The 26,755-nt window shown below is 70.3% G+C and carries 26 protein-coding genes, 1 tRNA gene and 1 pseudogene; 24 read left to right on the forward strand and 4 right to left on the reverse strand.

Going from position 1 to position 26,755, the window contains the following annotated elements; translation table 11 throughout:
* A complete protein-coding gene (locus ACZZ98_RS12220; protein WP_463516493.1) occupies window positions 1-1,002 on the forward strand; it encodes a ribose-phosphate diphosphokinase in 1,002 nt (333 codons plus the stop codon).
* 84 nt (window positions 1,003-1,086) lie between these two features.
* Here the strand turns inward: ACZZ98_RS12220 and ACZZ98_RS12225 are convergent, their stop codons facing one another.
* Complete coding sequence (locus ACZZ98_RS12225) at window positions 1,087-1,635, reverse strand: CGNR zinc finger domain-containing protein (RefSeq protein ID WP_463516494.1); 549 nt, start codon at window positions 1,633-1,635, stop codon at window positions 1,087-1,089.
* A gap of 82 nt (window positions 1,636-1,717) precedes the next feature.
* Here ACZZ98_RS12225 and ACZZ98_RS12230 point away from each other — a divergent pair, with 82 nt between their 5' ends.
* From ACZZ98_RS12230 to ACZZ98_RS12295, 14 genes and pseudogenes are all read left to right on the forward strand, one after another.
* Window positions 1,718-2,761 (forward strand): EamA family transporter, encoded by a 1,044-nt coding sequence (locus ACZZ98_RS12230; RefSeq protein ID WP_463516495.1) that lies wholly within the window; start codon window positions 1,718-1,720, stop codon window positions 2,759-2,761.
* A 223-nt stretch (window positions 2,762-2,984) separates the two neighbouring features.
* Window positions 2,985-3,689, forward strand: a complete 705-nt coding sequence (locus ACZZ98_RS12235; protein WP_463516496.1) for a 50S ribosomal protein L25/general stress protein Ctc — start codon at window positions 2,985-2,987, stop codon at window positions 3,687-3,689.
* Between the two features lie 135 nt (window positions 3,690-3,824).
* A complete protein-coding gene (pth, locus tag ACZZ98_RS12240) occupies window positions 3,825-4,415 on the forward strand; it encodes an aminoacyl-tRNA hydrolase (RefSeq protein ID WP_463517775.1) in 591 nt (196 codons plus the stop codon).
* Between the two features lie 39 nt (window positions 4,416-4,454).
* Window positions 4,455-8,063: a transcription-repair coupling factor gene (gene mfd, locus ACZZ98_RS12245; RefSeq protein ID WP_463516497.1), complete on the forward strand. Its 3,609-nt coding sequence runs from the start codon at window positions 4,455-4,457 to the stop codon at window positions 8,061-8,063.
* On the forward strand, window positions 8,060-8,608 hold the full coding sequence (locus ACZZ98_RS12250) for a hypothetical protein (RefSeq protein WP_463516498.1): 549 nt from the start codon (window positions 8,060-8,062) through the stop codon (window positions 8,606-8,608). Before mfd ends, ACZZ98_RS12250 begins: the two co-directional genes overlap by 4 nt.
* A 4-nt stretch (window positions 8,609-8,612) precedes the next feature.
* Window positions 8,613-9,359 carry a nucleoside triphosphate pyrophosphohydrolase gene (locus tag ACZZ98_RS12255; protein ID WP_463516499.1) on the forward strand — a complete coding sequence of 249 codons (747 nt, stop codon included), beginning with the start codon at window positions 8,613-8,615 and terminating at the stop codon, window positions 9,357-9,359.
* Window positions 9,360-9,510: 151 nt separating this feature from the next.
* Window positions 9,511-9,915 (forward strand): hypothetical protein, encoded by a 405-nt coding sequence (locus ACZZ98_RS12260; protein WP_463516500.1) that lies wholly within the window; start codon window positions 9,511-9,513, stop codon window positions 9,913-9,915.
* A gap of 221 nt (window positions 9,916-10,136) precedes the next feature.
* Window positions 10,137-10,583 carry a hypothetical protein gene (locus ACZZ98_RS12265; protein ID WP_463516501.1) on the forward strand — a complete coding sequence of 149 codons (447 nt, stop codon included), beginning with the start codon at window positions 10,137-10,139 and terminating at the stop codon, window positions 10,581-10,583.
* A 59-nt stretch (window positions 10,584-10,642) separates the two neighbouring features.
* Window positions 10,643-11,791 carry a PfkB family carbohydrate kinase gene (locus tag ACZZ98_RS12270; protein ID WP_463516502.1) on the forward strand — a complete coding sequence of 383 codons (1,149 nt, stop codon included), beginning with the start codon at window positions 10,643-10,645 and terminating at the stop codon, window positions 11,789-11,791.
* A complete protein-coding gene (locus ACZZ98_RS12275) occupies window positions 11,788-12,735 on the forward strand; it encodes a pseudouridine-5'-phosphate glycosidase (RefSeq protein ID WP_463516503.1) in 948 nt (315 codons plus the stop codon). Before ACZZ98_RS12270 ends, ACZZ98_RS12275 begins: the two co-directional genes overlap by 4 nt.
* A gap of 201 nt (window positions 12,736-12,936) precedes the next feature.
* Window positions 12,937-14,236, forward strand: a pseudogene (eno, locus tag ACZZ98_RS12280) (phosphopyruvate hydratase).
* Window positions 14,237-14,351: 115 nt separating this feature from the next.
* Window positions 14,352-14,786, forward strand: coding sequence for a septum formation initiator family protein (locus tag ACZZ98_RS12285; protein ID WP_463516504.1), 435 nt, complete (start codon window positions 14,352-14,354; stop codon window positions 14,784-14,786).
* Complete coding sequence (locus ACZZ98_RS12290) at window positions 14,783-15,310, forward strand: DUF501 domain-containing protein (RefSeq protein WP_463516505.1); 528 nt, start codon at window positions 14,783-14,785, stop codon at window positions 15,308-15,310. Before ACZZ98_RS12285 ends, ACZZ98_RS12290 begins: the two co-directional genes overlap by 4 nt.
* The gene (locus tag ACZZ98_RS12295) at window positions 15,307-16,257 is read left to right on the forward strand and encodes a Ppx/GppA phosphatase family protein (RefSeq protein WP_463516506.1); all 951 of its coding nucleotides are present in this window, start codon (window positions 15,307-15,309) and stop codon (window positions 16,255-16,257) included. Before ACZZ98_RS12290 ends, ACZZ98_RS12295 begins: the two co-directional genes overlap by 4 nt.
* Here the strand turns inward: ACZZ98_RS12295 and ACZZ98_RS12300 are convergent.
* The gene (locus ACZZ98_RS12300; RefSeq protein WP_463516507.1) at window positions 16,241-16,864 is read right to left on the reverse strand and encodes a TetR/AcrR family transcriptional regulator; all 624 of its coding nucleotides are present in this window, start codon (window positions 16,862-16,864) and stop codon (window positions 16,241-16,243) included. The genes ACZZ98_RS12295 and ACZZ98_RS12300 overlap by 17 nt on opposite strands.
* Window positions 16,865-17,197: 333 nt before the next feature.
* Between ACZZ98_RS12300 and ACZZ98_RS12305 the strand changes: the two genes are divergently transcribed.
* The 4 genes from ACZZ98_RS12305 (at window position 17,198) to ACZZ98_RS12320 (ending at window position 19,506) form a co-directional block, all read left to right on the forward strand.
* Entirely contained in the window at window positions 17,198-17,530 is a 333-nt protein-coding gene (locus tag ACZZ98_RS12305; RefSeq protein WP_380087566.1) for a PadR family transcriptional regulator, read from the forward strand.
* Window positions 17,527-18,603 carry an HAAS signaling domain-containing protein gene (locus ACZZ98_RS12310; RefSeq protein WP_463516508.1) on the forward strand — a complete coding sequence of 359 codons (1,077 nt, stop codon included), beginning with the start codon at window positions 17,527-17,529 and terminating at the stop codon, window positions 18,601-18,603. The genes ACZZ98_RS12305 and ACZZ98_RS12310 overlap by 4 nt, the downstream gene beginning before the upstream one ends.
* 213 nt (window positions 18,604-18,816) lie before the next feature.
* Window positions 18,817-19,311 (forward strand): hypothetical protein, encoded by a 495-nt coding sequence (locus ACZZ98_RS12315; protein WP_463516509.1) that lies wholly within the window; start codon window positions 18,817-18,819, stop codon window positions 19,309-19,311.
* A gap of 117 nt (window positions 19,312-19,428) precedes the next feature.
* Window positions 19,429-19,506: transfer RNA gene (locus ACZZ98_RS12320), tRNA-Leu, on the forward strand.
* A gap of 4 nt (window positions 19,507-19,510) precedes the next feature.
* Here ACZZ98_RS12320 and ACZZ98_RS12325 read toward each other — a convergent pair.
* On the reverse strand, window positions 19,511-20,074 hold the full coding sequence (locus ACZZ98_RS12325) for a VanZ family protein (protein WP_463516510.1): 564 nt from the start codon (window positions 20,072-20,074) through the stop codon (window positions 19,511-19,513).
* Between the two features lie 184 nt (window positions 20,075-20,258).
* Here ACZZ98_RS12325 and ACZZ98_RS12330 point away from each other — a divergent pair, with 184 nt between their 5' ends.
* Window positions 20,259-21,119, forward strand: coding sequence for a Bax inhibitor-1/YccA family protein (locus ACZZ98_RS12330; protein WP_463516511.1), 861 nt, complete (start codon window positions 20,259-20,261; stop codon window positions 21,117-21,119).
* Window positions 21,120-21,122: 3 nt separating this feature from the next.
* Window positions 21,123-21,392, forward strand: coding sequence for a hypothetical protein (locus ACZZ98_RS12335; protein ID WP_463516512.1), 270 nt, complete (start codon window positions 21,123-21,125; stop codon window positions 21,390-21,392).
* 45 nt (window positions 21,393-21,437) lie between these two features.
* On the opposite strand, the gene ACZZ98_RS12340 is transcribed toward ACZZ98_RS12335, so the two are convergent.
* The gene (locus ACZZ98_RS12340) at window positions 21,438-22,511 is read right to left on the reverse strand and encodes an SGNH/GDSL hydrolase family protein (RefSeq protein WP_463516513.1); all 1,074 of its coding nucleotides are present in this window, start codon (window positions 22,509-22,511) and stop codon (window positions 21,438-21,440) included.
* Between the two features lie 127 nt (window positions 22,512-22,638).
* Between ACZZ98_RS12340 and ACZZ98_RS12345 the strand changes: the two genes are divergently transcribed.
* The 3 genes from ACZZ98_RS12345 to ACZZ98_RS12355 all read left to right on the forward strand — a co-directional run bounded on the left by ACZZ98_RS12345 (window position 22,639) and on the right by ACZZ98_RS12355 (window position 26,573).
* Window positions 22,639-24,015, forward strand: a complete 1,377-nt coding sequence (locus ACZZ98_RS12345) for a cystathionine beta-synthase (protein ID WP_463516514.1) — start codon at window positions 22,639-22,641, stop codon at window positions 24,013-24,015.
* Window positions 24,016-24,201: 186 nt separating this feature from the next.
* Window positions 24,202-26,235 (forward strand): FAD-dependent oxidoreductase, encoded by a 2,034-nt coding sequence (locus ACZZ98_RS12350; protein WP_463516515.1) that lies wholly within the window; start codon window positions 24,202-24,204, stop codon window positions 26,233-26,235.
* A 56-nt stretch (window positions 26,236-26,291) separates the two neighbouring features.
* Window positions 26,292-26,573, forward strand: a complete 282-nt coding sequence (locus tag ACZZ98_RS12355; RefSeq protein ID WP_463516516.1) for a hypothetical protein — start codon at window positions 26,292-26,294, stop codon at window positions 26,571-26,573.
* Window positions 26,574-26,755 lie beyond the last annotated feature (182 nt).

Raw genomic sequence — 26,755 nt, forward strand, 5'->3', positions numbered from 1 at the left:
ATGAAGGAAGACCGCCCGAAGTCGGCCAACATCCGCAAGAAGCCCAAGAAGCAGCTGATGATCTTCAGCGGGCGCTCGCACCCCGGCCTCGCGCAGGAGATCGCCGCGCTCATCGGCACCGAGCTCGTCCCGACGAGCGCCTACAACTTCGCCAACGGTGAGATCTACGTGCGCTACGAGGAGTCGGTGCGCGGCTCCGACGCGTTCGTCATCCAGAGCCACGCCGCCCCGCTCAACGAGGCGATCATGGAGCACCTCATCATGATCGACGCGCTCAAGCGGGCCAGCGCCAAGCGGATCACCGTGGTCATGCCGTTCTACGGCTACGCCCGCCAGGACAAGAAGCACCGCGGGCGCGAGCCGATCTCGGCCCGCCTCATGGCCGACCTCTTCCACACGGCTGGCGCCGACCGCCTCATCGCCGTCGACCTGCACACCGACCAGATCCAGGGCTTCTTCGACGGGCCGGTCGACCACCTCATGGCGCAGCCGGTGCTGTCCGACTACGTGTCGGCGAAGTACGGCCACGAGGACCTCGCCGTCGTCTCGCCGGACGCCGGCCGCATCAAGGTCGCCGAGCAGTGGTCGAAGCGCCTCGGGGGTGCGCCGCTGGCCTTCATCCACAAGACGCGTGACATCAACCAGCCCAACCAGGCCGTCGCCAACCGCGTCGTCGGTCTCGTCAAGGACCGTGTCTGCGTCCTCGTCGACGACATGATCGACACCGGCGGCACCATCACCAAGGCTGCCGACGCGCTCATGGCCGACGGCGCCAAGGACGTCATCATCGCCGCGACCCACGCGATCCTCTCCGCGCCGGCGACGCAGCGGCTGCGTGACTGCGCCGCCCGCGAGGTCATCGTCACCAACACCCTGCCGATCGCGCCGGAGCTGGAGTTCGACGGCCTCACCGTGCTGTCGATCGCGCCCCTCATCAGCGCCGCGATCAAGGAGGTATTCGAGGACGGCTCGGTGACGAGCCTCTTCGGCGGCCGGGCCTGACAGATCGACTTCGTGCCCCTTTGGGACGCGGATCTTCGGCCGAAGGCCTCCACTTCGTGTCCCATAGGGGCACGAAGTCGGGGGTCAGGACTGCTGACGAGCCCGGTATGCCGCGACGTGGGCTCTGTTGGCGCACGTCCCGTCGCAGTAGCGCCGGCTCCGGTTCTTGCTGAGGTCGATGACCACGTCGTCGCAGTCCTCGGCCGCGCACACCCGGAGCCGTTCGGTCTCGCCGGACCGGATCAGGTCGATGAACGCCATGGCGGCCTCGACGGCCATGCGCTTGGCGATGGGCTCGTCGTCGCGGGTCGCGTGGATGTGCCAGTCCAGGTCGTCGTGCCTGACCAGGCGGGGGAGGGCCTGGTGCTCGGCGAGGAGGTCGTTCACGCCGGCCACGAGACTCTCGACGTCGCGGGTCCAGAGATCGAGGAGCCGAGGGCGCAGGGCATGGACCTCCTCGAGCGCGACGCGGGTCCGCGGGCGGTCTCCGCTCCACTGCCAGCCGTCCATGTGGCTCACCAGCGACTCCACCGTGGGGAGGTCCTCCTCCATCGAGTCGCCGTGCCCGGGCGCGGTGTTGATGAGCGACGCGGCGTACTGCAGCGCCAGCTCGGTGTCATGGGCAAAAAGCATCTTGACTCCTGACAGGGCGAGGCCCTAGCGTGCTCCTTGTAAGGGTCGTAGATCTAGTTTACTCCTGACAGAGGTGAGCGCCATGAACGCCGGAACCCAGAACCGATCGGGGCGGTCGGTGCTGCTCGGGCTCATCCTCGTCGTCGTCTCGTCGGCGGCGTTCGGCTCCTCGGGCGCCTTCGCGAAGTCGCTGCTCAGCGCCGGCTGGACTCCTGCCGGTGTCGTGACCTGGCGCGTGGGGGTTGCCGCGCTCGTCCTATTGCCGGTGGCGGTCTGGGCCGTGCGGGGTCGGTGGGGCCTCCTGCGCCGCAACGCTGGTCAGGTCCTCGCCTTCGGGGCGGTCGCCGTCGCCGGCTGCCAGTTCGCCTACTTCAACGCCGTCGAGACGTTGTCCGTGGCCGTGGCACTGCTCCTTGAGTACCTCGGGATCGTCTTCGTCGTCGGCTGGATGTGGGCCCGCCACGGCCACCGACCGTCCCGCCTGACGCTGGGCGGCGTCGGGCTCTCCGTGGCCGGACTGGTCCTCGTCCTCGACGTCTTCTCCGGTGTGCAGATCTCCTGGGCCGGAGTGGTGTGGGGGCTCCTCGCAGCCGTCGGTCTCGCCACCTACTACGTCACCTCCGGGCATGAGCACGAGGAGTCGCTGCCGCCACTGGCGCTCGCCGGCTTCGGGCTCGGGGTCGGTGCGGTCGTGCTGGTCGCGGCAAGCGCAACGGGTCTCATCGACTACGGCACCGCCCGCGGAAGCGTCGAGATCGCCGGGGTCGCCACCGCGTGGTGGGTGCCCGTCGCCGAGCTCGCCCTCGTGGCCGCAGCCCTCGCCTATGGCGTCGGCGTCATCGGCACCCGCCTCGTCGGCGCCACCGTCGCGAGCTTCATCGGCCTCTCCGAGGTGCTCTTCGCGGTGCTCATCGCCTGGCTGCTCCTCGACGAGCTGCCCGGGTGGATCCAGCTCGCCGGCGGGCTGCTCATCCTCGGTGGCGTCGTCGCCGTACGCGTCGGTGAGCGCACCGTGGACGCCGACACGACAACGGACGGTGACACTCCCACGGACGGTGACGTGGCGGCGGATGGCGAGCACCCGGCATACGACGCCGATTTCCCTGCTCCACACCCTGTCGCCTAGACTTCCCGGGTTGCCTCGGCGAGGGACGCAGCACGGCCCACCCAGTTTCGGGCCAGGCACGTCCGTGATCGACGCGGTGGTCAGAGAAAGCACGGCTCACGGGCTCGTGGCTTTCCGCGGACCAGCGCGCCTGTCCGTGCCGTGTCCCGCGTCGAGGCCACCGCAGACGCCCAGCCCCCATCGGCGTCGTCCCTGACCGATCCCCCCATTCCCAGGAGTCCTCGTGTCCAACGACACCATCAAGCTGCAGGCCCAGGCCCGCACCAAGTTCGGCAAGGGCGCCGCCCGCCAGATCCGCCGCGAGAACAAGATCCCTGCCGTCATGTACGGCCACGGCGCCGACCCGCTGCACATCACCCTCGTGGGTCACGACGCCATGATGGCGCTCAAGAACCCCAACGCGCTCCTCACGATCGTCCTCGACGGTGACGAGCAGCTGGCCCTGGCCAAGGACGTGCAGCGCGACCCGATCAAGCCGGTCATCGAGCACATCGACCTCGTCATCGTCCGCAAGGGCGAGAAGGTCGTCATCGACGTGCCCGTGCACCTCGAGGGCGAAGCCGCTCCCGAGACCCTGGTCAACCTCGACAACTCCAGCCTGCAGGTCGAGGTCGAGGCCACCAACATCCCCGAGTCGGTCACCGTCTCGGTCGAGGGACTCGAGGCCGGCACCCTGATCCTCGCCGGCGCCGTCGAGCTGCCCGCGGGTGCGACGCTGATCACCGACCCCGAGGCGCTCGTCGTCAACGTCACCCAGCAGATCTCCGCCGAGGCGCTCGAGGCCGAGCTCGCCGAGGCCGAGGCCGAGGCCGGCATCGAGCACGAGCCGACCGACGAGGAGGCCGCCGAGGCCGAGGGCGAGGCTGCCGAGGGCGCCGAGGGCGACGCTGCTGCCGAGGGCGACGCCGAGAAGTCCGACGACGCCTGACCCACAGCACCACTGCTTCCACCAGCAGGCCCGGTCCACCGCGGACCGGGCCTGCTGGCGTCCGGTGGCACCTTCGTCGAGTTGGGAGCGGGAGGTGGGCGGACGGCATACTCGTGCGTTGTGAGTGAGACGTGGATGGTCATCGGGTTGGGCAACCCCGGACCGACGTATGCCGGAAACCGCCACAACGTGGGAGCGATGGTCGTCGACGAGCTGGCTTCGCGGACGAGGACCGCGCTGCGCGCGCACAAGGCGCGTGCGGCTGCGGCGCAGGTCCGGATCGGCACGGGCCCCGGGGGAGTGCCGGGGCCGAGCGCCGTCATCGCCGTGCCCAGCAGCTACATGAACGAGTCGGGTGGCCCGGTCAAGGCGCTCCTCGGCTTCTTCTCGATCACCCCGGACCGCCTCGTCGTCATCCACGACGAGCTCGACATCCCTGCGGGTGACGTGCGGCTCAAGCTCGGCGGTGGCGAGGGTGGCCACAACGGGCTTCGGTCGATCTCGAAGTCGCTCGGGACCCGTGACTACCTGCGCGTGCGGGTGGGCATCGGTCGGCCGCCGGGTCGCCAGGACGCCGCGGACTACGTCCTCAAGGACTTCTCCACCACCGAGCGCAAGGAGCTGCCGTTCCTGCTCGGCGACGCCGCCGACGCGGTGGAGATGTTGGTGACCCACGGGCTGCTCGACACCCAGCAGAAGTTCCACGCGCCCACGGCCGGGAACTGACGTCCTGCCCGTCGGTGGCGAGAACTAGGCTGGAGGGCGATGCCCACGTTGCAACCCGTCGTCGACCACTTCGGCGCGGCACCCCAGATCCACGCCCTCCTCGAGACCGCCACCGCCCCCGGCACCAGCACCCTCGACGTCTCGGTCAGCGCCGGCGCCCGGCCGGCGCTCATCGCGGCTGCGGTCCAGCGGCTGCGCGCGACCGCCCCCGACCGGCTGCCGCTGCTCGTCGTCACTGCCACGAGCCGCGAGGCTGAGGACCTGACCGCCTCCCTCGGGTGCGTCCTCGACCCGGACGTGGTCGCGGACTTCCCCTCCTGGGAGACGCTGCCCCACGAGCGGCTCAGCCCCCGCTCCGACACCGTCGGTCGCCGACTCGCCGTGCTCCGCCGCCTCGCCCACCCGGCCTCCGTCGCCGACGACGACGTCAGCCACGGCCCCCTGTCGGTTGTCGTCGCGCCGGTGCGCGCCGTCCTGCAGCCCATCTCGACCGGCCTCGGCGACCTCGCACCCGTCGCCCTGCGCGCCGGTGAGGAGCACGAGCTCGACGCGGTCGTCGAGGCGCTGGCCGGCGCTGCCTACGCCCGCACCGACCTCGTCGAGCGGCGCGGTGAGTTCGCCGTCCGCGGTGGCATCCTCGACGTCTTCCCGCCGACGGAGGAGCACCCGCTCCGCGTCGAGTTCTGGGGCGACACCATCGAGGAGATCCGCTGGTTCAAGGTCGCCGACCAGCGCTCGCTCGAGGTGGCCGACCACGGTCTCTGGGCGCCTCCCTGCCGCGAGGTGCTGCTCACCGATGCGGTCCGTGACCGCGCCGCGGTGCTCGCCGACCAGCTGCCCGGTGCCGCGGACCTGCTCCACAAGCTCGCCGCCGGCATCGCCGTCGAGGGCATGGAGTCGCTCGCGCCGGCCCTCGTCGACGGCATGGAGTCGATGCTCGACAGCTTCCCCGCGGGTTCGCCCGTCGTCGCCTGCGACCCCGAGCGGGTGCGCACCCGGGCCCACGACCTCGTCGCCACCAGCCAGGAGTTCCTCGAGGCCGGCTGGGCCAACGCTGCGGCCGGCAACGCCGTCCCCATCGACCTCGAGAAGATCCTAGGGTCCGCCTCCTTCTGGTCCGTGGGCGCCCTGCGTGACCATGCCCTCGCGACCGAGCACCCGTGGTGGGACCTCACCCCCTTCGTGCTCGACCTCGAGACGACCCAGGGCGAAGCCGCGGAGACCGGCACCCAGGACCCCACGGCATACCGGGGTGACATCGAGTCGGCAGCCGCGGACCTGCGCACCTGGACCGACGACGGCTGGCGGATCCTCGTCGCCACCGACGGCCAGGGCTCGGCCAAGCGCATCGTCGAGGTCCTCGGCGAGGCCGAGGTGCCCGCCCGTCTTGAGACCTCGCTCGACGCCTTCGAGGCCGGGATCGTGCACGTCACGACGGCCCAGCTGGGGCGCGGCTTCGTCCACGCTCCGAGCCGCCTTGTCGTCCTCACCGAGACCGACCTCACCGGCACCCCGTCGACGGGTCCCTCGACCAAGGACATGCGGCGTATGCCGTCGCGCAGGCGCAACCAGGTCGACCCGCTCCAGCTCAAGCCGGGCGACTTCGTCGTCCACGAGCAGCACGGCGTCGGCAAGTTCGTCGAGATGATGCAGCGCACCGTCCAGGGAGCGACCCGCGAGTACCTCGTGCTCGAGTACGCCCCCGGCAAGCGTGGTCATCCCGGCGACCGGCTCTTCGTGCCGACCGACCAGCTCGACCAGATCACGCGCTACGTCGGTGGTGAGCAGCCGACCCTCAACAAGATGGGTGGCTCGGACTGGAAGCAGACCAAGTCCAAGGCCCGTCGCTACGTCAAGCAGATCGCCGCCGAGCTCATCCAGCTCTACTCGGCGCGCATGGCGACCAAGGGGCACGCCTTCTCGCGTGACACCCCGTGGCAGCGTGAGCTCGAGGACGCGTTCGCCTACGTCGAGACGCCCGACCAGCTCAGCTCCATCGACGAGGTCAAGGCCGACATGGAGCGCGAGGTCCCGATGGACCGGCTCATCTGTGGCGACGTCGGCTACGGCAAGACCGAGATCGCGGTGCGCGCGGCGTTCAAGGCGATCCAGGACGGTAAGCAGGCTGCCGTGCTCGTGCCGACGACCCTGCTCGTCCAGCAGCACCTCCAGACCTTCACCGAGCGCTATGCGCCGTTCCCGGTGACGGTCAAGGCGCTCAGCCGCTTCCAGTCCAAGAAGGAGTCCGACGAGGTCATCGAGGGCCTCGCCAACGGCTCCATCGACCTCGTCATCGGCACCCACCGTCTGCTCTCGGACAGCATCAGGTTCAAGGACCTCGGCCTCGTCGTCGTCGACGAGGAGCAGCGCTTCGGGGTCGAGCACAAGGAGCAGCTGGAGCAGCTCCGCACGGCCGTCGACGTGCTGGCGATGTCGGCCACACCGATCCCGCGCACACTCGAGATGGCTGTGACCGGCATACGCGAGATGTCCACTCTCGCAACGCCTCCAGAGGAGCGGCACCCGGTCCTCACCTATGTCGGTGCCTACGAGGAGAAGCAGATCACGGCCGCCGTCCGGCGCGAGATGCTCCGCGAGGGGCAGGTCTTCTACATCCACAACAAGGTGTCCACGATCGAGAAGGCCGCCGCCCGCATCCGTGAGCTCGTCCCCGAGGCCCGCATCGCCACCGCCCACGGCAAGATGGGCGAGCACCGGCTGGAGCAGGTCGTCCTCGACTTCTGGGAGAACAAGTTCGACGTCCTCGTCTGCACGACGATCGTCGAGACCGGGCTCGACATCTCCAACGCCAACACCCTCATCGTCGAGCGCGCCGACCGGCTCGGCCTCAGCCAGCTGCACCAGCTGCGTGGACGCGTCGGGCGAGGTCGCGAGCGCGCCTACTCCTACTTCCTCTACCCGCCCGAGGCCCCGCTCACCGAGACCGCGCACGACCGGCTGCAGACGATCGCCAGCCACACCGACCTCGGTGCCGGCATGCAGGTCGCCATGAAGGACCTCGAGATCCGCGGTGCCGGCAACCTCCTCGGTGGCGAGCAGTCGGGCCACATCGCCGGTGTCGGGTTCGACCTCTACGTCCGGCTCGTCGGCGAGGCCGTGTCGAGCTTCCGTGGCGACGTGGACGAGGAGATCGGTGAGATCAAGATCGAGCTGCCCGTCGACGCCCACCTGCCCCACGACTACGTGCCGGGGGAGCGGCTGCGCCTCGAGGCCTACAAGAAGCTCGCGACCGTGGCCGACGAGGCCGCGCTCGGCGAGATCGAGGCCGAGCTCGTCGACCGCTACGGCAAGCCGCCAGAGGCCGTCCGCAACCTCATCGAGGTGGCGCGGCTGCGCACCGTGGCGCGGGCCGCGGGCATCAAGGACATCTCGGTCCAGGGCACGACGGTTCGCTTCGGCCCGGTCCAGCTGCGTGAGAGCCAGGAGCTGCGACTCCAGAGGCTCTACCCCGGCTCGATCGTCAAGGAGGCACTCGGCACGATCCTCGTGCCCAAGCCCATGACGGCCCGGGTCGGAGGGCAGCCGCTGCGCAACCACGCGGTGCTCGAGTGGGCAGGTTCGGTCATCCGGACCGTCGTCATGGACAATGTCGGAGAAGCAGCAAGGGTGGCGCAGTCCACCCGATGACGAAGGGAACCGAAGTGAAGGCCGTCAAGGCTCGCACCACCGCACTCGCCCTGGCGGGCGTCCTCGCACTGTCCGCCTGCTCGGGCACCACGTCGGCTGAGACCGCTGCGGTCGTCGACGGCCGCGTCATCACCGAGCAGCAGGTCCGCGATGCGACCGAGCAGATCAACGGCGCCTTCCAGCCGGAGCAGCCCATCACGGCCGGTCAGGCGCTGACCCTGCTCATCCGCGCGCCCTACATCAACGAGGCGGCGGTCAAGGCGGGCAAGGCGCAGAGCGAGTCAGCGGCGCGAGCCGCCTTCAACCAGTACGACGAGCCGGTGTCCGACTCGACGGTGGAGGTGCTCCAGGCCGAGGCCAGCCTCCAGCAGATCGACGACGCCGGACGCCAGGCCCTCACCCAGGAGTTCGCCGCCCTCGACATGACGATCAACCCGCGCTACGGCCGCTTCGACCCCGAGCAGGCAGCGGTCGTCCTCGAGCGGCCCAACTGGCTCGTGCCCGCGCCTGCCGAGTCGGCACCGCCCGCCGCGCCGGCTCAGTGACGCCGTGGGGCGCCTGAGCCTCCTCGTCACCAGCCCGCGCGTCGCGCCGGGTCTGTTGTCCCGCAGTGCCTGGTATGCCGTGGAGTCGGCGACCGCTCGCCTGTGCCGGGACGTCTCGGAGCCGGTCGTCGAGGCCGTCGTCGAGTCGGGCCTTCCGGTCGATGAGGTGGGTGCGGAGCTGTCGGCGCCGGACCTGGCGCGGCTGCTCGTGGATCGCTCTCTGGAGTCCGATGTCGTCTGGCTCGGCTCCTCGGACGCGGACCCCGGACTCACCGACGCCATCGCGTCGGAGGTGTCGCGGCTGGAGGTGCCGCCCGAGGTCGAGGTCATCGTGGGTTCGTGGGATGTGCCCGGGTCACGCTTGCTCGACGCGGTCGCGGTCATGGACCGGCTGCGCTCGCCCGGGGGATGCCCCTGGGACGCCGAGCAGACGCACGAGTCGCTCGCGAAGTACCTCACCGAGGAGGCCGGGGAAGCCGTCGAGGCCATCGGGTCCGGTGACCGGCAGCACCTCGCCGAGGAGCTGGGGGACGTCCTGCTGCAGGTGCTCTTCCACGCGCGGGTGGCCGAGGACGCGCAGGCACCGGAGGACGAGTTCGACATCGACGAGGTCGCCGGGCTGCTCGTCGACAAGCTCGTCCGTCGTCACCCTCACGTCTTCGCCGACGGCGACGCCTCGACACCTGAAGAGGTCGAAGCGGCGTGGGCCCGGATCAAGGCCGAGGAGAAGGCCGCCAAGCAGGTCCGCTGACCTGCTCTCGTGGCACTCTGGGGCAACCCAGGACTGAGGAGCCACCCGTGTCGTACCAGCCGCCGCAGCCACCCGGACCGCCCACCTACGCCGGGCAGGTCTCTCATGGTGCGCCATCTCCGTATGCCGGCCACACCCGGCATACGGAGGAATGACCCCGCCTGCTCCGCCGTCCCGGGGGCTGAACCCGTGGCTCGCCGCCGCCCTGGGAGCCATCGGTGGTGTGCTGCTCACCCTTGTCGCGGGGGCGATGCTCTGGATCGCGACCGGCGGGCCGCTGCCGTGGGAGGGAGTCGACGACCTGGCGCAGGACTGGCGCGGCCAGGTCGACGTGGCCGGCGACGGCAGTGTCCCCGGACCAGCGTTGGCCGATGCCGTGCTCGAGGTCGGGGGCGGCGGCTACTACGAGGAGGTCGTCTGTCCGGCGACGCCGCGGGCCGCCGAGGACGTGACGACGCTCTGCCAGGTCGACGACGGCTTCGACCGGTATCGGGTGGTCGTGGTGTTCCTCGACGACAGCGGACGTTTCGAGACGGCCGAGGTCTTCAGCGAGTAGCGGCGCCACTTCCCGGAGCGCAATCCGAGGACGGTCAGCCGGGTCACGAACCGGTCAATCCCCGGACAGGCACTCGAAAGGCGTGCGACCCTGAGCCCCCTGATCGCCCCGAGGAGCCCGCGTTGACGCACCAGCCACCCCTGCCGCCCGGTCCGGGCCCGGGTCACCCGCCCGGACCTGGCGTGGGATCCCACGTCTGGCAAGGGCAGGGAGGTCACGGGGTGCCGCCCTTCCATGGTGCGCACCCGGCATACGCCGCGTATCGCGCTCCAGCGCCGCAGGCCACAGGGTTGAACCCGTGGCTCGCCGGCTTCATCGGCGTCGTCATCGGCGGAGTCGGAGCCATGGTGCTGTCCTTCGTGCTGCCGATGCTCTTCTTCGGCCTCCTCCTGGGGGGTGGCGTTCTGGGTGAGAGCTTCGACGAAGGGTTCGTCGACGGGCCCCAGCGCGTGACCGTGGAGGCCGACGGCTCCGTGTCGGGAGTCGCCTTGGCGCAGGCGCTGGAGGAGGCCCCGTGGTACGAGGACATGACCTGCCCGGACACTCCGATGGTCTCGACCGACACCACGACCATCTGCGAGGGCAGCAACGGGTTCGAGGACATGCGGGTCGTGGTCGTCTTCCGCGACAGCAACGGGGGGTTCAGCACCGGCGACGTCGTCCCCTGAGTCGGAGGCCACCCCCTGACGGTTGACTTGGAGCATCAAGTAGTGCTTGACTTTCCAATGTGAAGCTCACCCCGCAGGAACAGACGATCCTGCGCCTGCTCCGTGCCGACCCGTTGCTCGATGCCGCGCGACTGGCCGAGCGGCTCGGCACGACGAAGGCCGCGGTCTCGGTCGCCCTGTCCAACCTCACCCGCAAGGGCGCGATCCTCGGGCGCGGCTACCTCGTTCGGGGTGACGCTGCGGTCGTCGTCGTCGGTGGCGCCGTCATGGACGTCAAGGCACGCTCCGGCTCGGCGCTCGACCCGGCGACGAGCAACCCGGGCCACATCACCACCCATCCGGGAGGCGTCGGCCGCAACATCGCCGAGAACCTCGCCCGCCTCGGCACCCCCACCCACCTGGTGGCGGCGGTCGGGAGCGACGCCTTCGGCGAGGAGCTCCTCGCCCACACCCGGAGCGCCGGCGTGCAGCTGGACCACGTCGTGTCGGGCGTCCGCCCCACTGGCACCTACCTCGCCGTGCTGGACCACGACGGGGACCTCTCCGTCGCGGTCTCGGACATGAGCGCGACCGACTGCCTCACCGTCGCCGACATCGAGCCGGCGCGCTCGCTCATCCAGCACTGCGACCTGCTCGTCGTCGACGGCAACATCCCGATCGAGGTCGCGACCTGGCTCTGCGACGTCGCACGCCTCGGCGACGTGCCCGTGGTCATCGAGCCCGTGTCGGTGGTCAAGGCGCGACGGCTGCGGCCCCTGCTCGACGCCGGCCGTCCGATCCTCGCGGTGACGCCCAACATCGCCGAGCTCGCAGCCCTCGTCGACCATGCCGTCGCAGACACCATCGCGGACATCCGTCGCGCCGCCGCCGAGCTGCACGGGCTCGGGGTCCGGCACGTGTGGGTCCGTCGAGGTCGGCGCGGCAGCCTCCTCTCGACCGCCGCCACCGACCCCGCGGGCTCCGCCGGTCGTCCCCAGGTCACGACCGACACCCGCGTCAGCGGCGACGTCGTCGAGGTCACCGGCGCCGGTGACTCGATGACCGCCGGCTTCGTCCACGCCCTCCTCCGTGACGACGACCCCGTCGCCGCCGCAGCCTTCGGCCAGGCCACCGCCGCCCTGACCACCGAGTCGGCACACACCGTGCGCCCAGACCTCACCCACGCGCTCGTGACCGCGCGTCTGACCACCCAGCAAGGAACATCATGACCCCGCACCTGTCCGCCCAGCCCCACCCCGCGCTCGCGCTCGCCCCCGAGGTGGCCGAGGCGCTCGCCCAGGGCCGTCCCGTCGTGGCGCTGGAGTCGACGATCATCAGCCATGGCATGCCCTACCCGCGCAACGTCGAGATGGCTCGCGAGGTCGAGCAGATCGTCCGTGACGGCGGCGCGACCCCCGCGACGATCGCCATCCTCGACGGCGTCGCCCGCATCGGCCTCTCGGCCGACGAGCTGGAGCTGCTCGCCACCCACGACGAGGTCGCCAAGGTGAGCATCCGCGACCTCCCGTACGTCATGGCCACGAAGCGCCACGGTGCGACGACGGTGGCGAGCACGATGCGCCTGGCCGCGCTCGCCGGCATCCGCGTCTTCGTCACCGGTGGACTCGGGGGAGTGCACCGCGGCGCCGAGGACTCGATGGACGTCTCCGCCGACCTCACCGAGCTCAGCCTCACCGACGTCGCCGTCGTCTCGGCCGGGGTGAAGTCGATCCTCGACATCGGGCGCACCCTGGAGGTCCTCGAGACCCTGGGCGTGCCGGTCGTGACCTTCGGCTCCGACGAGTTCCCGTCCTTCTACTCACGCTCCTCGGGCTTCTCGGCACCGATGCGCTCCGACACGGTGGAGGAGCTCGCCGAGATGATGCGGGTCAAGTGGGACCTCGGGCTGGCCGGCGGCATCGCCGTGACCAACCCCGTCCCGGAGCAGGACGAGATGGCGCCGGAGGCGATCTCCGCACTCATCGACCAGGCCGTCGCCGAGTGCGGCGAGCAGGGCATCACCGGCAAGGACATCACCCCCTTCCTCCTCGGGCGGATCGTCGAGCTGTCCGACGGCGCGAGTCTGGACACCAACATCGCGCTCGTGCGCAGCAACGCCCGCCTCGGCGCCGCGCTGGCCGGGGCCTACGCGGCAGTGGCACCGGTCAGCTGAACCGAGCCACTCGGCATACCCAGCTCGGCTTTCTGTCGGGACGACCAGTTCTCGACGAGACGTCCAGCGAGAGCTGGTCGTCTCGTCAGGACATGCTCGTCTCGCGGGCAGACCAGCCGGCATGCGGGTCGGTCGGACGGGTGACCGGCCGGATTGGCTAGGCTCAGGGCGATTCCCATCGTCCCCACCCCAGGAGCATCAGTGGCCAGCATCGACGCCGTCGGAGCACGCGAGATCCTCGACTCGCGAGGCAACCCCACCGTCGAGGTCGAGGTCGCCCTCGACGACGGCACCATCGCCCGCGCAGCCGTCCCCAGCGGCGCCTCGACCGGCGCCTTCGAGGCAGCCGAGCGCCGGGACGGTGACAAGAACCGCTACGGCGGCAAGGGCGTCGAGAAGGCCGTCGACGCCGTCATCGACGACCTCGGCCCCAAGCTTCCTCGGCTTCGAGGCCCACGACCAGCGCCTCATCGACGCCGAGATGATCGCCATCGACGGCACCAAGAACAAGGAGAGCATCGGCGCCAACGCGATCCTCGGTGTGAGCCTGGCCGTGGCCAAGGCCGCCGCCGAGTCCGCCGGGCTGCCGCTGTTCCGCTACCTCGGTGGGCCCAACGCGCGCGTCCTGCCCGTGCCGATGCTCAACATCCTCAACGGTGGCTCCCACGCCGACTCCAACGTCGACATCCAGGAGTTCATGATCGCGCCGATCGGCGCCGAGACCTTCCGTGAGGCCCTGCGTTGGGGCACCGAGGTCTACCACGCGCTCAAGGCCGTGCTCAAGGAGAAGGGCCTGGCCACCGGCCTCGGTGACGAGGGTGGCTTCGCGCCGAACCTCGACAGCAACCGCGCTGCCCTCGACCTCATCCTCGAGGCCATCGACCGCGCCGGCTACAAGGCGGGCGAGGAGATCGCGCTCGCCCTCGACGTCGCCGCCAGCGAGTTCCACAACGACGACGACGGCACCTACGCCTTCGAGGGTGGCCAGAAGACCGCGGCCGAGATGGTCGACTACTACGCCGAGCTCGTCGACGCCTACCCGCTCGTGTCCATCGAGGACCCGCTCAACGAGGACGACTGGGACGGCTGGAAGGCCATGACCGACCGTCTCGGCAACAGGGTCCAGCTCGTCGGCGACGACCTCTTCGTCACCAACCCCGAGCGCCTCGCCCGCGGCATCGCGACCGGCACGGCCAACTCGCTCCTCGTCAAGGTCAACCAGATCGGCACCCTCACCGAGACCCTCGACGCGGTCGAGATGGCCCAGCGCGCAGGCTTCCGCTGCATGATGAGCCACCGCTCGGGCGAGACCGAGGACACGACGATCGCCGACCTCGCCGTCGCGACGAACTGCGGCCAGATCAAGACGGGCGCACCTGCCCGCTCGGAGCGCGTCGCCAAGTACAACCAGCTCCTGCGCATCGAGGAGGAGCTCGACGACGCCGCGGAGTATGCCGGCACCGCCGCGTTCCCGCGCTTCGCCGTCGGCAACCAGGCCTGAGGGGCAACCGATGGCGCGTGGCAGCAGCCGAGGACCGGGGTCGTCACCGCGACGTCCGGCCTCCTCTCGGCCGTCGCCGCGCGCCCGGGCCCCCCGGGGAGCGGCCCTGGGCAACATGGCGGCGCAGACCACCAACGGCTGGCGTGACCGCCTCAACGCCGCCCGGGCCAACCGTCGCACCGTCCGCCGCGTCGGCATGGGCGTCGTGCTGCTCTTCCTCGTCATCCTCGTCGCGCCCACCCTGCGCGCCTACCTGCAGCAGCAGTCCGACATCAGCTCGCTGCGCGAGCGCGTGGCCCAGCAGCAGGCGACCGTCGAGGAGCTGCAGTCGGAGCAGGTTCGTTGGGAGGACCCGGCCTACGTCGAGCAGCAGGCGCGCACCCGGCTCAAGTTCGTCAAGGTCGGCGAGAAGTCCTACACCGTGCTCGACCCGAAGGTCGACAAGCGTGACCCGGCGGTGGCCCGGGCCGGCGAGAGCGACGACCCCTGGTACGACACCATCTGGTCCTCGATGAAGGCGGCCGACGTGCCCGCCAACCAGCGCCGGTGACGGCGGAGCCAGAGCGCGCACCCGTCGCGCAGGAGGATCTCGACGCCGTCGAGCGCCAGCTCGGCCGCATCCCGCGCGGCGTCGTCGAGGTCTCGCACCGCTGCCCCTGCGGTGAGCCCGATGTCCTGCGCACGCTTCCGCGCCTGCCTGACGGCACGCCCTTCCCGACCTCCTTCTATGCCACCTGCCCCAGGCTCACCGGAGCCATCAGCACCCTCGAGTCCCAGGGGCTCATGCGAGAGATGTCCGACCGCCTCGAGCAGGACGACGACCTGGCGACTCGCTATGCCGCGGCACACGACGACTACCTCGCCCGCCGCTCCGAGCTGGGGCAGGTCGACGAGATCGACGGCACCAGCGCCGGCGGCATGCCCAGCCGCGTCAAGTGCCTGCACGTCCTCGTCGCGCACTCGCTGAGCGTCGGCCCAGGAGTGAACCCCCTCGGCGACGAGGCCCTCGACCTGCTGCCCGACTGGTGGGCGACCCACCCCTGCCCCGAGCTGGCCGAGGGCGACCCGCAGTGACCCGCGTCGGCGCCATCGACTGCGGCACCAACTCGATCCGCCTGCTCATCGCCGACATCGACGATGCCAGTCGGCCCACCGACGTGGTGCGGCGCACCGAGGTCGTCCGGCTCGGCCACGGGGTCGACCGCACCGGTGTCATCGACCCCGTGGCCATGGAGCGCACCCTGCGCCAGACCCGCGAGTATGCCGCCCAGTGCCGTGAGCATTCGGTCGAACGTGTGCGGTTCGTCGCCACCTCCGCCTCGCGTGATGCCCGCAACGCGGCCGACTTCGTCTCCGGAGTCGAGAAGGCCTTCGCCGCAACGGGATTCGACGTCTCGCCAGAGGTGGTCAGCGGCGACGTCGAGGCCGACCTCTCCTTCACCGGAGCGACCGCTGACCTCGTCGCCGCGGACGTCCCCGGCCCCTACCTCGTCATTGACCTCGGTGGCGGCTCGACCGAGTTCGTCCGCGGCACGGGTGAGGTGGAGGCGGCGCGATCCGTCGACGTCGGGTGTGTCCGGATCAGCGAGCGGCACCTCACCAGCGACCCGCCCAGCGAGGAGGAGGTCGCGGCTGCGACGGCCGACGTCAGGGCAGCCATCGACCGCGCCGAGGAGGTCGTGGACCTCGCCGGCATCGCGACCGTCGTCGGCCTGGCCGGCAGCATCACGACGGTGACGGCCCACGCACTGGCACTTCCGGCATACGAACCGGCTCGGATCCACCTCGCACACCTCACGCCGGCAGCGCACCGGGAGTCAGCGCAGAGCCTCCTTCGGGCGTCCACGGCGGAGCGCGCAGCGCTCGGCTACATGCATCCCGGCCGGGTCGACGTCATCGGTGCCGGCGCACTCATCTGGCACGAGGTCCTGGGTCGCGTGCTGGAGCGGTCACCGCAGGCCGACGTCGTCACCTCCGAGCACGACATCCTCGACGGCATCGCGCTCAGCTGCTCGGGCTGACCTCGACGGCAGGGACCGGCTCTGCGGTGTAGGAGCCAAAACCGTTCCACAGCACCGACATCACGATCTCGACGGCCGTGTCGAGGTCGATCTCGGGGTTGCGCAGACGCCAGGCCGCGACCCGCTCGTTGGTGGCGATCATGATCTCGGCCATGGCCTCGCGATGGACCATCGGGTATGCCGCGATCGCCGGGTTGTCGCTGAACCGTTCGGCGATGTCTCGGGCCTGCGCCTGCCGAAGGTTCTCGATGTCCTGCCCGGCCACGACGGCGACGGCGGACTCCTGCATGTAGACCCGGAAGCTTCCCCGGCGCGCCTCGAAGAACTGCATGAACGCGCGCACGCCCGCGCGGAAGTGGGCCTCGACGGGGGAGTGTGCCGGGAGGGCGTCGAGGGCGGCCGCGGTCGAGTTCAGCAGGTCCTCGCGGGCGCGCGCGACGACGGCGACGAGGAGGTTCTCCTTGGAGCCGAAGTGGTCATAGATGACCGGCTTGGTGATGCCGGCAGCAGCAGCGATGACCTCCATGGTCGTGTCCTGGTAGCCGTGCTCGGCGAAGACCGACTCGGCGACGTCGAGCAGCTGGCGCTCGCGTTCCGCACGCTTCATGCGCGGCGCCCGCGGAGTGCCCTTGACCGGCCCACGGCGACGCGCGCTCGGGGAGTCCGGGTTCCGCGGTTCCTGCGGAGAGTCAGGACTGGCCGTGGGCGTCATGCGGTGGAGTCATCCGATCTGTGCTGCGCTGGTGAAGCCTGAGCCTACCGGCGGGTGCGCGCCCGCTCTGCGACGTTGGGTGCGTCTGCAAAGGCCGCCGAGGGGCCGTTGCTCGCTCCGACACGCTCGGTCCTGTTGTTGGCGCGGTAATGCGGATTGCGTAGTAGTGTGCGGTGTGCGCCATCAGGTCGATGGATGCTCGGAAGAGAAGCAGGGGGTGCCCGCAGCATGGACGCCACACAGCTCGTCAAGGGAGTGCTCGACCTCGCCGTTCTGGCCGTCGTGGCCCGCGAGGACGGCTACGGCTACGACGTCGTCCGACGGCTCCGGGCCGCGGGTCTCGAGGACGTCGGTGACGCGTCGGTCTACGGCACGCTCCGTCGCCTCTACAGCGCGGGGGCACTCACGTCCTACGTCGTCCCCAGCGACGAGGGCCCCCACCGCAAGTACTACGGGATCAACGCGCAGGGCCGCACCGCCCTGGCGACGCAGGGCAAGACGTGGGCCGCCTTCGCAGGGACGATGGCAGGCCTCCTCGACGAGGCAGGAGTGAAGTCATGAACAGCACGGTGTCGACGGAGGTCCGTGACTACGTGACGCAGGTCCGGGCGGCCCTGGCGGACCTGCCGGTCGAGGACGTCGAGGAGTTCACGACGGGCATGGAGGCCGACCTTGCCGAGAGGTTGGCCGAGCCGGGCGAGGGCACCCTGCGCGACCGTCTGGGGGAACCGGAGACGTATGCCGCAGAGCTGCGTTCCGCTGCTGGCCTGCCTCCCCGCGCGACCGTGGTCGGGTCGAAGAAGCCTGTGGCACAGCGGCTTTCGAGATGGTGGTCGGGCGAAAGCGACAAAGCCCTGACTGCGATGCCCTGGCTGAGGGACCTCCGCCCGCTGTGGTGGGCCATCCGTGGCTTCGTCCTGGCCGCGGCGCCGATGTGGCTCATCGGCGGCCCGTCGGTCTTCTACGGCGTGCTCGGGGCACTCGTCTCGGTCGTCCTCGGCCTGCTCGTGCGCCAGCGCGTGCTCACGGGGGGCTGGATCCCACCAGTTCGGGTCATCGCCAACATCGCCGCCGCGCTGCTTCTCCCCATCGCGTTCGTTGCGCTGGTCGACCGGGCTCCCATCAGCAACGACGTCTACTACGCCGAGGCGCAGGCGTCGTACGGACCTGGTGGCGGGTTGACGAACAACGGGGAGCCCGTCACCAACGTCTACGCGTACGACGAGACCGGGCGGCGCATAGACAAGGTCCGACTTCTGGACCAGAACGGGCGCCCGCTTCAGGTGGCCGAGGACTTCATCTACAGCACGGACGACCTCGATGCGTTGGAGCGTCTCCGCGACCCAAGGACGGGAGAGATCATGGTCCCGCGCGACGTGTTCCCCCTGCGGTGGAACGCTCGCTCGGGTTGGGAACCGATGGGTGACTCGGACTGGACGCCGCCGGTGGCGATCACGCCGCTGCCCGGGCCGGTGCCGACGGTCGGACCCAGCCCCAGCACGACTCCGACTCCGACGCCCGGCGCGAGCGTCGGTCCGTCCGCCACGGCCGTGCCTCAGGCCCCACCGACGTCGCCGAGCTCAGGGGTCTCGGCGACTCCCACCCCGACGCCCAGCTCCAGCGCGTCGAGGTGACCCGGCGTCCGCAACCTCGGTCGCAGGGGCGACCAGGGTTGCGGACGTCCGCGGACGACGACGAGAAGGTCCGGGCGCGGGCTGAGCGCTGGCGGCGCCGCGGCGCCAGAGGGGTTTCTCCTTTTCTGCCCACGCCGGCACGAGCTGCGGAGTAGCGTGCGAACAGCTCAGCCGTAGCCGGACGCGTCGTCGGGCTCTGATGTTGGAGGCAGCATGAAACGGTCGTTGTGGAAGAAGCGGGGGGTCGCAGCGGTTTCCGTCGCGTGCGCTGCGGGTCTGGTCACCGCGTTGCCTGCTCATGCCGAGGCTCGGCGGACAATCTCGAAGACCATCTACACCAGCGGGACCGGGGCTGCGGCCACGGGCACGGTGAGTGTCACCTGGATCGACAACGACGAGGTCAACGACATCGACCTCTCGGCCGCCGACTCCAAGTGTGATGATCGGTCCGCAACCGTGTCGGTCCATGTCAAGGCCCGTAGCGTGTTCGGCAATGTCGGCTGGTTCAGGACCTACGGCGGAGCGAACTCGCTCACGACTGGCGGGTGTGGGACCACGAAGACCTCGAGAGACATGTATCTCGGAACCGACGCCTACACGGACGCGGCAGCGGTCTACAGCGCACGCCTGACGATCTGCATGTCGTCGTGCTACTACGCCTACAGCGACAACCCCTACAGCAACGACCCTGACAGCAGCACCGGCTGATCCTGCAGGTCGAGCCGGAGCAGACCGCCGGAACAAGGGCGACGTGGTGCTCGACCGCTGTGGAGGAAGGGCAGTGACGCAGCAGCCTCCTGGGGCGAGGGGCTCTACAGTGAGTTCGCCCCCGTGGCCCAACTGGCAGAGGCAGGCGACTTAAAATCGCTCCCGGTGCGGGTTCAAGTCCCGTCGGGGGCACCAGGTCTCAGCGGGCCGCGTCCGAGTCCACGCGGCACGAACCGAGGCTGTCGCACCTGACATCGGACGGGTCGTAGCGCACTGGCGAGATCACGAAGAGCGTGCAGGCCGTCAGCGCCAGAGCGGTCCCGGCAACGCATAGGCGCGTCAGGAGTCGCTGGGCGCCCGCCCCGATGCCGTGCTGCGCCAACGCGACCAGCGCCATCCCGACCACGGCTCCCGCGGTGTTGACGATGACGTCAGTGACATCGGTGCGACCCACCGCCAGGACGTACTGCACGACCTCGAACCCTGCGCTCAGGCCCACCGCAAGCACCGCCAGACCCCAGCGCGACCATCTGGGCGCGAGCAGCACGGCATACATCCCGAAGGGCACGAAGAGCAGCAGGTTCGCCCAGACCTCCATCGGCTGGCTGGCACCGTCGCCGTCGCTGGAGACGAAGGGTGTGAGCTTCACGTTGCGGAAGCCGCCACCCACGCTCGGCATCTCGAGCTTCCACATCACGGCCCAGGTGAGGAGGGCGAGATAGACGACGAAGAGGGCGGCGAGAAGGCGGCGGCTGGACGTCATCCGCCGAGTCAACGCGGTCCGGTGTTGCCCGGGCGTATACGTCTTTCAATACGCGGGCGATAGGTCGCCCATCCGATCGTTGTGCACAGGAGACCGTGGCGCGGGAACACAGCAGGCCCCAGACACGATTGAATAGAGAGACGACGTGGTGGATCGCCACCGCGCCAGACATACGGAGGACACGATGGCCAGCAACCCGGCCTTCAACCGACTTGAGAAGGACGCCCAGTCCGGCTACGCCGGCTTCCAGGGGCAGGGCAGCCAGGGGGCCAACCCCGGCAACGTCTCGTACGCGCAGCAGGGCGCCACCGACCAGTGGGGTTCGCAGCAGCAGCTCCAGGACATGTACAACGCGCCCACAGCGGGCCCGGTCGACACCGGTCGCGTGACGATGGACGACGTCATCATGAAGACGATGGGCCTGTTCGCCCTCGTCCTCGGGTTCGGCGCCGTCGGCTGGATCACGGCCGCGCAGAACCAGCAGCTCGGCTTCATGCTGCTCATGGGGGGCATGATCGGCACGCTCGTGCTCGGCCTCGTCATCGCCTTCAAGAAGACTCTGAGCGTTCCGCTCATCGTGGGGTATGCCGTCCTCGAAGGTCTCTTCGTCGGTGCGGTCAGCCAGGTGTTCGAGTCCCGCTGGGACGGAGTCGTGCGGTTGGCGGCCATGGCCACGGTCGCTGTCTTTGTCGGCATGTTCCTGGCCTACAAGTTCGGCCTCATCAAGGTGACCGCCAAGTTCCGCCGCATCGTCACGATGATGATCTTCGGCTACGCGATCTTCGCGGTCATCAACTTCATCTACGCCATGGTCACCAACACCCCGTTCGGCATCGGTGGCAACACGATGCTCGGGATCGGCATCTCGCTCTTCGCCGTCGGTCTGGCCTCGGTGTCGCTGGCTCTCGACTTCGACATGATCGAGCGCGCGATCGCGACGGGAGCTCCGCAGAAGTACAGCTGGCTCCTCGCGCACGGCCTGATCGTCACGGTCGTCTGGCTCTACATCGAGTTCCTGCGCCTGTTCGCCCGCATGCGCGAGTGAGACATGAACCGTTTGCCTGAGGACGTCTCTCGGGAGCTCGAGCGCGTGGTCCGCAGATGGCGAGAGCTGTCCGCGGACCACGCGCTCGCTGCGTCCGGGATGGTGCGCGAGCTCGTTCAGGACCTCGCCGCGACGACAGCGGGTCAGCCGGTGCCCGAGCTGGGCCCGACCGTGCTCATCGACCAGCTGCGGGTCCTCGTGTGGGACGCCGCGTCAGCGGGTGTCGCCGACCTCGCCGACCGCCTCGCCGACCTGCGCCGCAGCCTTCCCTGACGCACGCCTGACACGGAGCTCCCCCGTGACGCGACTGTCGCCGCGTCACCGGGCGGTTTGTGCGTCCTCGGAGCTGACTGAGGCCGGGTCGACGTCGTCCGCTTCGGGCTCGGGGTCGCGGGGGTCCGGCACGGCGTCGGGACGGCGCCGCAGCAGCACCGCCCAGCGCCCCCGCGGGCCACGCGACTGACCGCCCACCTCGGTCGGCGACACCTCCGTGCCAGGGTCCTTGACCGCCTGCCCGGCCGCCACGGCCACCGGCCCCACGCCCTCGCCTCGACGTGCCTCGGGCGGGCGGTCGGCAGTGTCCTGACCCCACACGCCGAGCGCCGCGCACACCGACGGCAGCAGCGCGGCCGCCGCCCGTGCGTAGCCGGCCGGCGAGGGGTGGAACCGGTCCTCGCTGAACATCGTCTTGGGTGAGGCAGCGAACTCCTTGCCGAGGAGGTCACCCAGGGACACCGTGCGACCACCTGCCTCGACGACGGCGATGGTCTGGGCCGCCGCGAGGTCGCGGCTCCACCGGCGAGCCAACAGGCGCAGCGGCTGGGCCAGCGGCTCGATGGTGCCCAGGTCGGGACATGTGCCGACGACGACCTCACTCCCAAGGGCGCGCACCCGCCTCACGGTCACCTCCAGGTGGCGCACAGCCGTGGCGCGGTCGACGCGGTGGGTGACGTCGTTGGCGCCGACCATGATGACGACGACGTCGGGCCGGGTCACCGACTCGAGCCCGTCGGCGAGCTGGCGCTCCAGGTCGCTCGACTCGGCGCCGACGGCGGCCCGGTTGGTCAGGTGGACGCTGCGCCCCATGAGGGCACTGACGCCGCCCGCGACGATCGCACCGACCGTCTGGTGGGGATGCTGGGCGCCCATGCCGGCAGCGCTGGAGTCGCCGATGACGAGGATCTCGATCGGCTCACCGGGACCCGCGCCATAGGTGCCGTTGTCGTCGGGGGAGGAGTCGAAGGGCTTGCCAACCAGTCGGCGCGCGAGCATCGCCTCACCCCGGATGACGCCGTAGCTCACCGCCCCCAGCGCAGCACTCGCCGCGGCCAGGCCGCCACCCCCGTATGCCGCAGTTGCCGCGATCTTGCGTGCCCGTCGTGCGCGTCCCATGACTGCTCAAGCCTCCTCGTTCGTCCGTCCACGCTAACGCGAGGCACGGACGTGCGTGTTCCCGTCCGGCATACCGGCCATGAGCGGGGCGTCCGGGCCCGGGTGCAAGAGATGGGAGAATGAGCGCATGAAGTATGCCGAGCACATCGCCGACCTCGTGGGCAACACCCCGCTCGTGAAGCTGAACTCCGTCACCGACGGGATCGCCGCGACCGTCCTGGCCAAGGTCGAGTACATGAATCCGGGCGGTTCCGTGAAGGACCGCATCGCCCTCAAGATGGTGGAGGCCGCCGAGGAGTCCGGCGCGCTCAAGCCGGGTGGCACCATCGTCGAGCCGACGAGCGGCAACACCGGTGTGGGCCTGGCCCTGGTCGCCCAGCGCAAGGGCTACAAGTGCATCTTCGTGTGCCCCGACAAGGTGGGCGAGGACAAACGCAACGTCCTCAAGGCCTATGGCGCCGAGGTCGTCGTGTGCCCCACCGCCGTCGCCCCGGACCACCCGGACTCCTACTACTCGACCTCGGACCGGATCGTGCGCGAGACCGAGGGCGCGTGGAAGCCGGACCAGTACTCCAATCCCATGGGTCCCGCCTCCCACTACGAGACCACCGGCCCCGAGATCTGGGACGACACCGACGGCACGCTCACCCACTTCGTCACGGGCATCGGCACCGGGGGCACCATCACCGGCACCGGCCGCTACCTGCGCGAGCAGAGCGAGACCCGCGAGGGCGGTCGCGTGCAGATCGTCGGCGCCGACCCCGAGGGCTCGGTCTACTCCGGCGGCTCCGGCCGCCCCTACCTCGTCGAGGGTGTCGGTGAGGACTTCTGGCCGAGCGCCTACGACCCCGAGGTGGTCGACCGCATCGTGGCCGTGTCCGACGCCGACTCCTTCGCCATGACCCGTCGCCTCGCCCGCGAGGAGGGCCTGCTCGTCGGTGGCTCGTGCGGCATGGCGGTCGTCGCGGCCCTCGAGGTCGCCAAGGACCTGCCCGCCGAGGCCGTCGTCGTCGTCCTCCTGCCCGACTCCGGTCGCGGCTACATGGCCAAGATCTTCAGCGATGACTGGATGAGCTCCTACGGCTTCATGCACTCGGGCGGCGGGACCACGGTCGGCAGCATCCTGCGCACCAAGACCGGTGAGCTGCCCGCGCTCGTGCACACGCACCCGAGCGAGACCATCCGCGACGCCATCGAGATCCTGCGCGAGTACGGCGTCTCGCAGATGCCCGTCGTCAAGGCCGAGCCGCCGGTCATGACCGGCGAGGTCGCGGGCTCGGTGAGTGAGCGTGAGCTGCTCGAGCTGCTCTTCGTCGGCAAGGCCACCCTGCACGACTCGGTCGAGAAGCACATGGGCGCAGGCCTGCCGCTCGTCGGCGCGGGCGAGCCGGTCGCCACGGCGCGGCACGAGCTCGAGACGGCCGACGCCGTGCTGGTCATCGAGGACGGCAAGCCGGTCGGCGTCCTCACCCGGGCCGACCTGCTGGGTCACCTCGTCGACTAGCACCACCCGATGAGCCGGGGCTGACGCAGCGCGGGTGTCGGGAATCCGGGCTCACGCGTCCGCGTGGTGGCCCTGATCTCCGACACTCGGGCGGGGGACGCCACTGGCGGCCCGGCATACCCATCGAGAGCAGGAACACATCCGCGGGCGTCGCCAGCACTGCGGGCGTGTCCCTACTCTCGAGTAGTGACTGCCTATCCGCACCTGCTCGCGCCGATCGACCTCGGCCACCTGACCCTCCCCAACCGTGTGGTGATGGGGTCGATGCACACCGGTCTCGAGGACCGTGCGCGTGACTTCCCCAAGCTGGCGGCCTTCTTCGCGGAGCGGGCCCGTGGCGGGGCGTCGCTGATCATCACCGGCGGGTTCGCGCCCAATGTCGAGGGCACGCTGCTCCCGCTGGCGTCCAAGCTCACGACGGCGCGTGAGGCGCGCCGGCATCGCGTTCTCACCGACGCGGTGCACGCCGAGGGCGGCCGGATCGCGCTGCAGCTGCTCCACGCCGGGCGCTACGCCTACACGCCATGGTGCGTCGCGCCGTCGGCGATCAGGAGCCCGATCTCGAAGTTCCGGCCGCGTGCCCTGTCGGCGCGTGGCGTCGAGCGGACGATCGACGCGTTCGTGCGGTCGGCCCGGCTGGCGAGACAGGCGGGATACGACGGAGTCGAGGTCATGGGCTCCGAGGGCTACCTCATCAACCAGTTCCTCGCGCCGCGCACCAACAGGCGCACCGATGCCTGGGGTGGGACGCCCGAGAAGCGTCGCCGCTTCGCCGTGGAGATCGTGCGTCGGATCCGCGAGGAGGTCGGTGAGGACTTCCTCGTCGTCTATCGCATCTCGGCCATCGACCTCGTGCCCGACGGCCAGACGTGGGACGAGGTCGCGGCGCTGGCGCGTGAGGTCGAGGCTGCGGGGGCCACGGTGCTCAACCTCGGCATCGGCTGGCACGAGGCTCGGGTCCCGACGATCGTCACCTCCGTGCCCCGCGCCGCCTTTGCGTCGTATGCCGCCCGCCTCAAGTCCGAGACGTCGCTGCCGGTCATCGCGACGAACCGGATCAACATGCCCGAGGTGGCCGAGGGGATCCTCGGTGCCGGGGACGCCGACCTGGTGTCCCTGGCGCGGCCGTTCCTCGCGGACCCCGAGTGGGTGCGCAAGGCCGCTGAGTCGCGCACGGACGAGATCAACACCTGCATCGCCTGCAACCAAGCGTGCCTCGACCACACGTTCCGGAAGAAGCGGGCCACGTGCCTGCTCAACCCGCGCGCTGGGTATGAGACGGAGCTCGTGCTCGGGCCGACGCGATCGTCCCGCCGAGTCGCGGTCGTGGGGGCGGGGCCGGCTGGTCTGGCCTGCGCGACGGCGCTGGCAGAGCGTGGGCACCGCGTCCAGCTGTTCGAGGCGCGCGACGACATCGGTGGGCAGTTCGCCATCGCCCAGCGCATCCCCGGCAAGGAGGAGTTCGCCGAGTCGATCCGCTACTTCCGACGGCGCATCGAGGTGACGGGGGTCCAGCTGCACCTGGGGCGGGCTGTGACGGCTGCCGAGCTCCGCGAGGGTGGGTTCGACGAAGTCGTCGTGGCGACGGGCGTGGTCCCTCGGGTGCCCTCCATCCCGGGTGTTGGCCATCCGTCCGTCATGACGTATGCGGAGCTGGTGCGTGGTGAGCGGGTGGCGGGGCCGCGCGTGGCGGTCATCGGTGCCGGCGGGATCGGCGTCGACGTCAGCGAGTTCCTCACGGCGCAGCCGTCGGCGACGCTGGACCTGGCGCTGTGGCGCGCCGAGTGGGGAGTGGGTGACCCGGCGGTGTCGCGCGGTGGGCTCGCGACCGCCGCCGTCGAGACGCCGAAGCACGAGGTGATCCTGCTGCAGCGCAAGGCTTCTGGCATCGGCAAGGGGCTCGGCAAGACGACTGGCTGGGTGCACCGGGCCGCGCTCAGGGCCAAGGGTGTCGAGCAGGTGACTGGGGTGTCCTACGACCGGATCGACGACGAGGGGCTGCACGTGTCCTTCGGCGACGGCGAGGGGTCCGCGGCGCCGCGCGTCATCGAGGTCGACAGTGTCGTGCTCTGCGCCGGCCAGGAGTCGGTCCGGACGCTGGCCGACGAGCTGGGGGACAGCGGCATACCCGTCCATGTCATCGGCGGAGCCGATGTCGCCGCCGAGGTCGATGCCAAGCGCGCCATCCGCCAGGGCACGGAGCTCGCCGCCCGCATCTGAGACTGAGGGGCCGCTGGGAACCTCACGCCCGTGGCCGCCGTGGCACTCTGTCAGGCATGACCGGATGGTGGTGGATCGTCGTCGTTCTTGCCGTGCTCGGGGTGCTGCTGCTCGCCGTGGGCTTCCTGCAGATGCGGCGAGCGGGACCGACGGCTGAGATCAGAGGTGGCTTCGGCGGGCCGGCCGGCAGCTCCGACGTCGGCGGTCACCCCGGGTTCGACGCGCCGGGGCCGCGCGACCACTGGAAGGTCGGCGCCCCACTGCGCATCGCCGGCTTCGCCTGCCTCGCGACCGCGGCCGTCGTCGGCATCGTCCTCACGGTCGCCAGGGTCCTCTGACTCGAGGGCCGACTCACCGGCCACGAGTCGGGGCCTGTGTGACGGGTCGCGGCTCCTGGACGTCCCGACCCGTGGCTGCACCCCGACACCTAGGGTGAGGTAGCCCAGTCGACCTGCTCGCCGTCGACGAGCAGCGCCTCGTGGACGGCCCTCGTCCGGGTCCGGCCGCGCCTTTGAGGGTG

It is taken from the genome of Knoellia sp. AC549 (assembly GCF_979258975.1).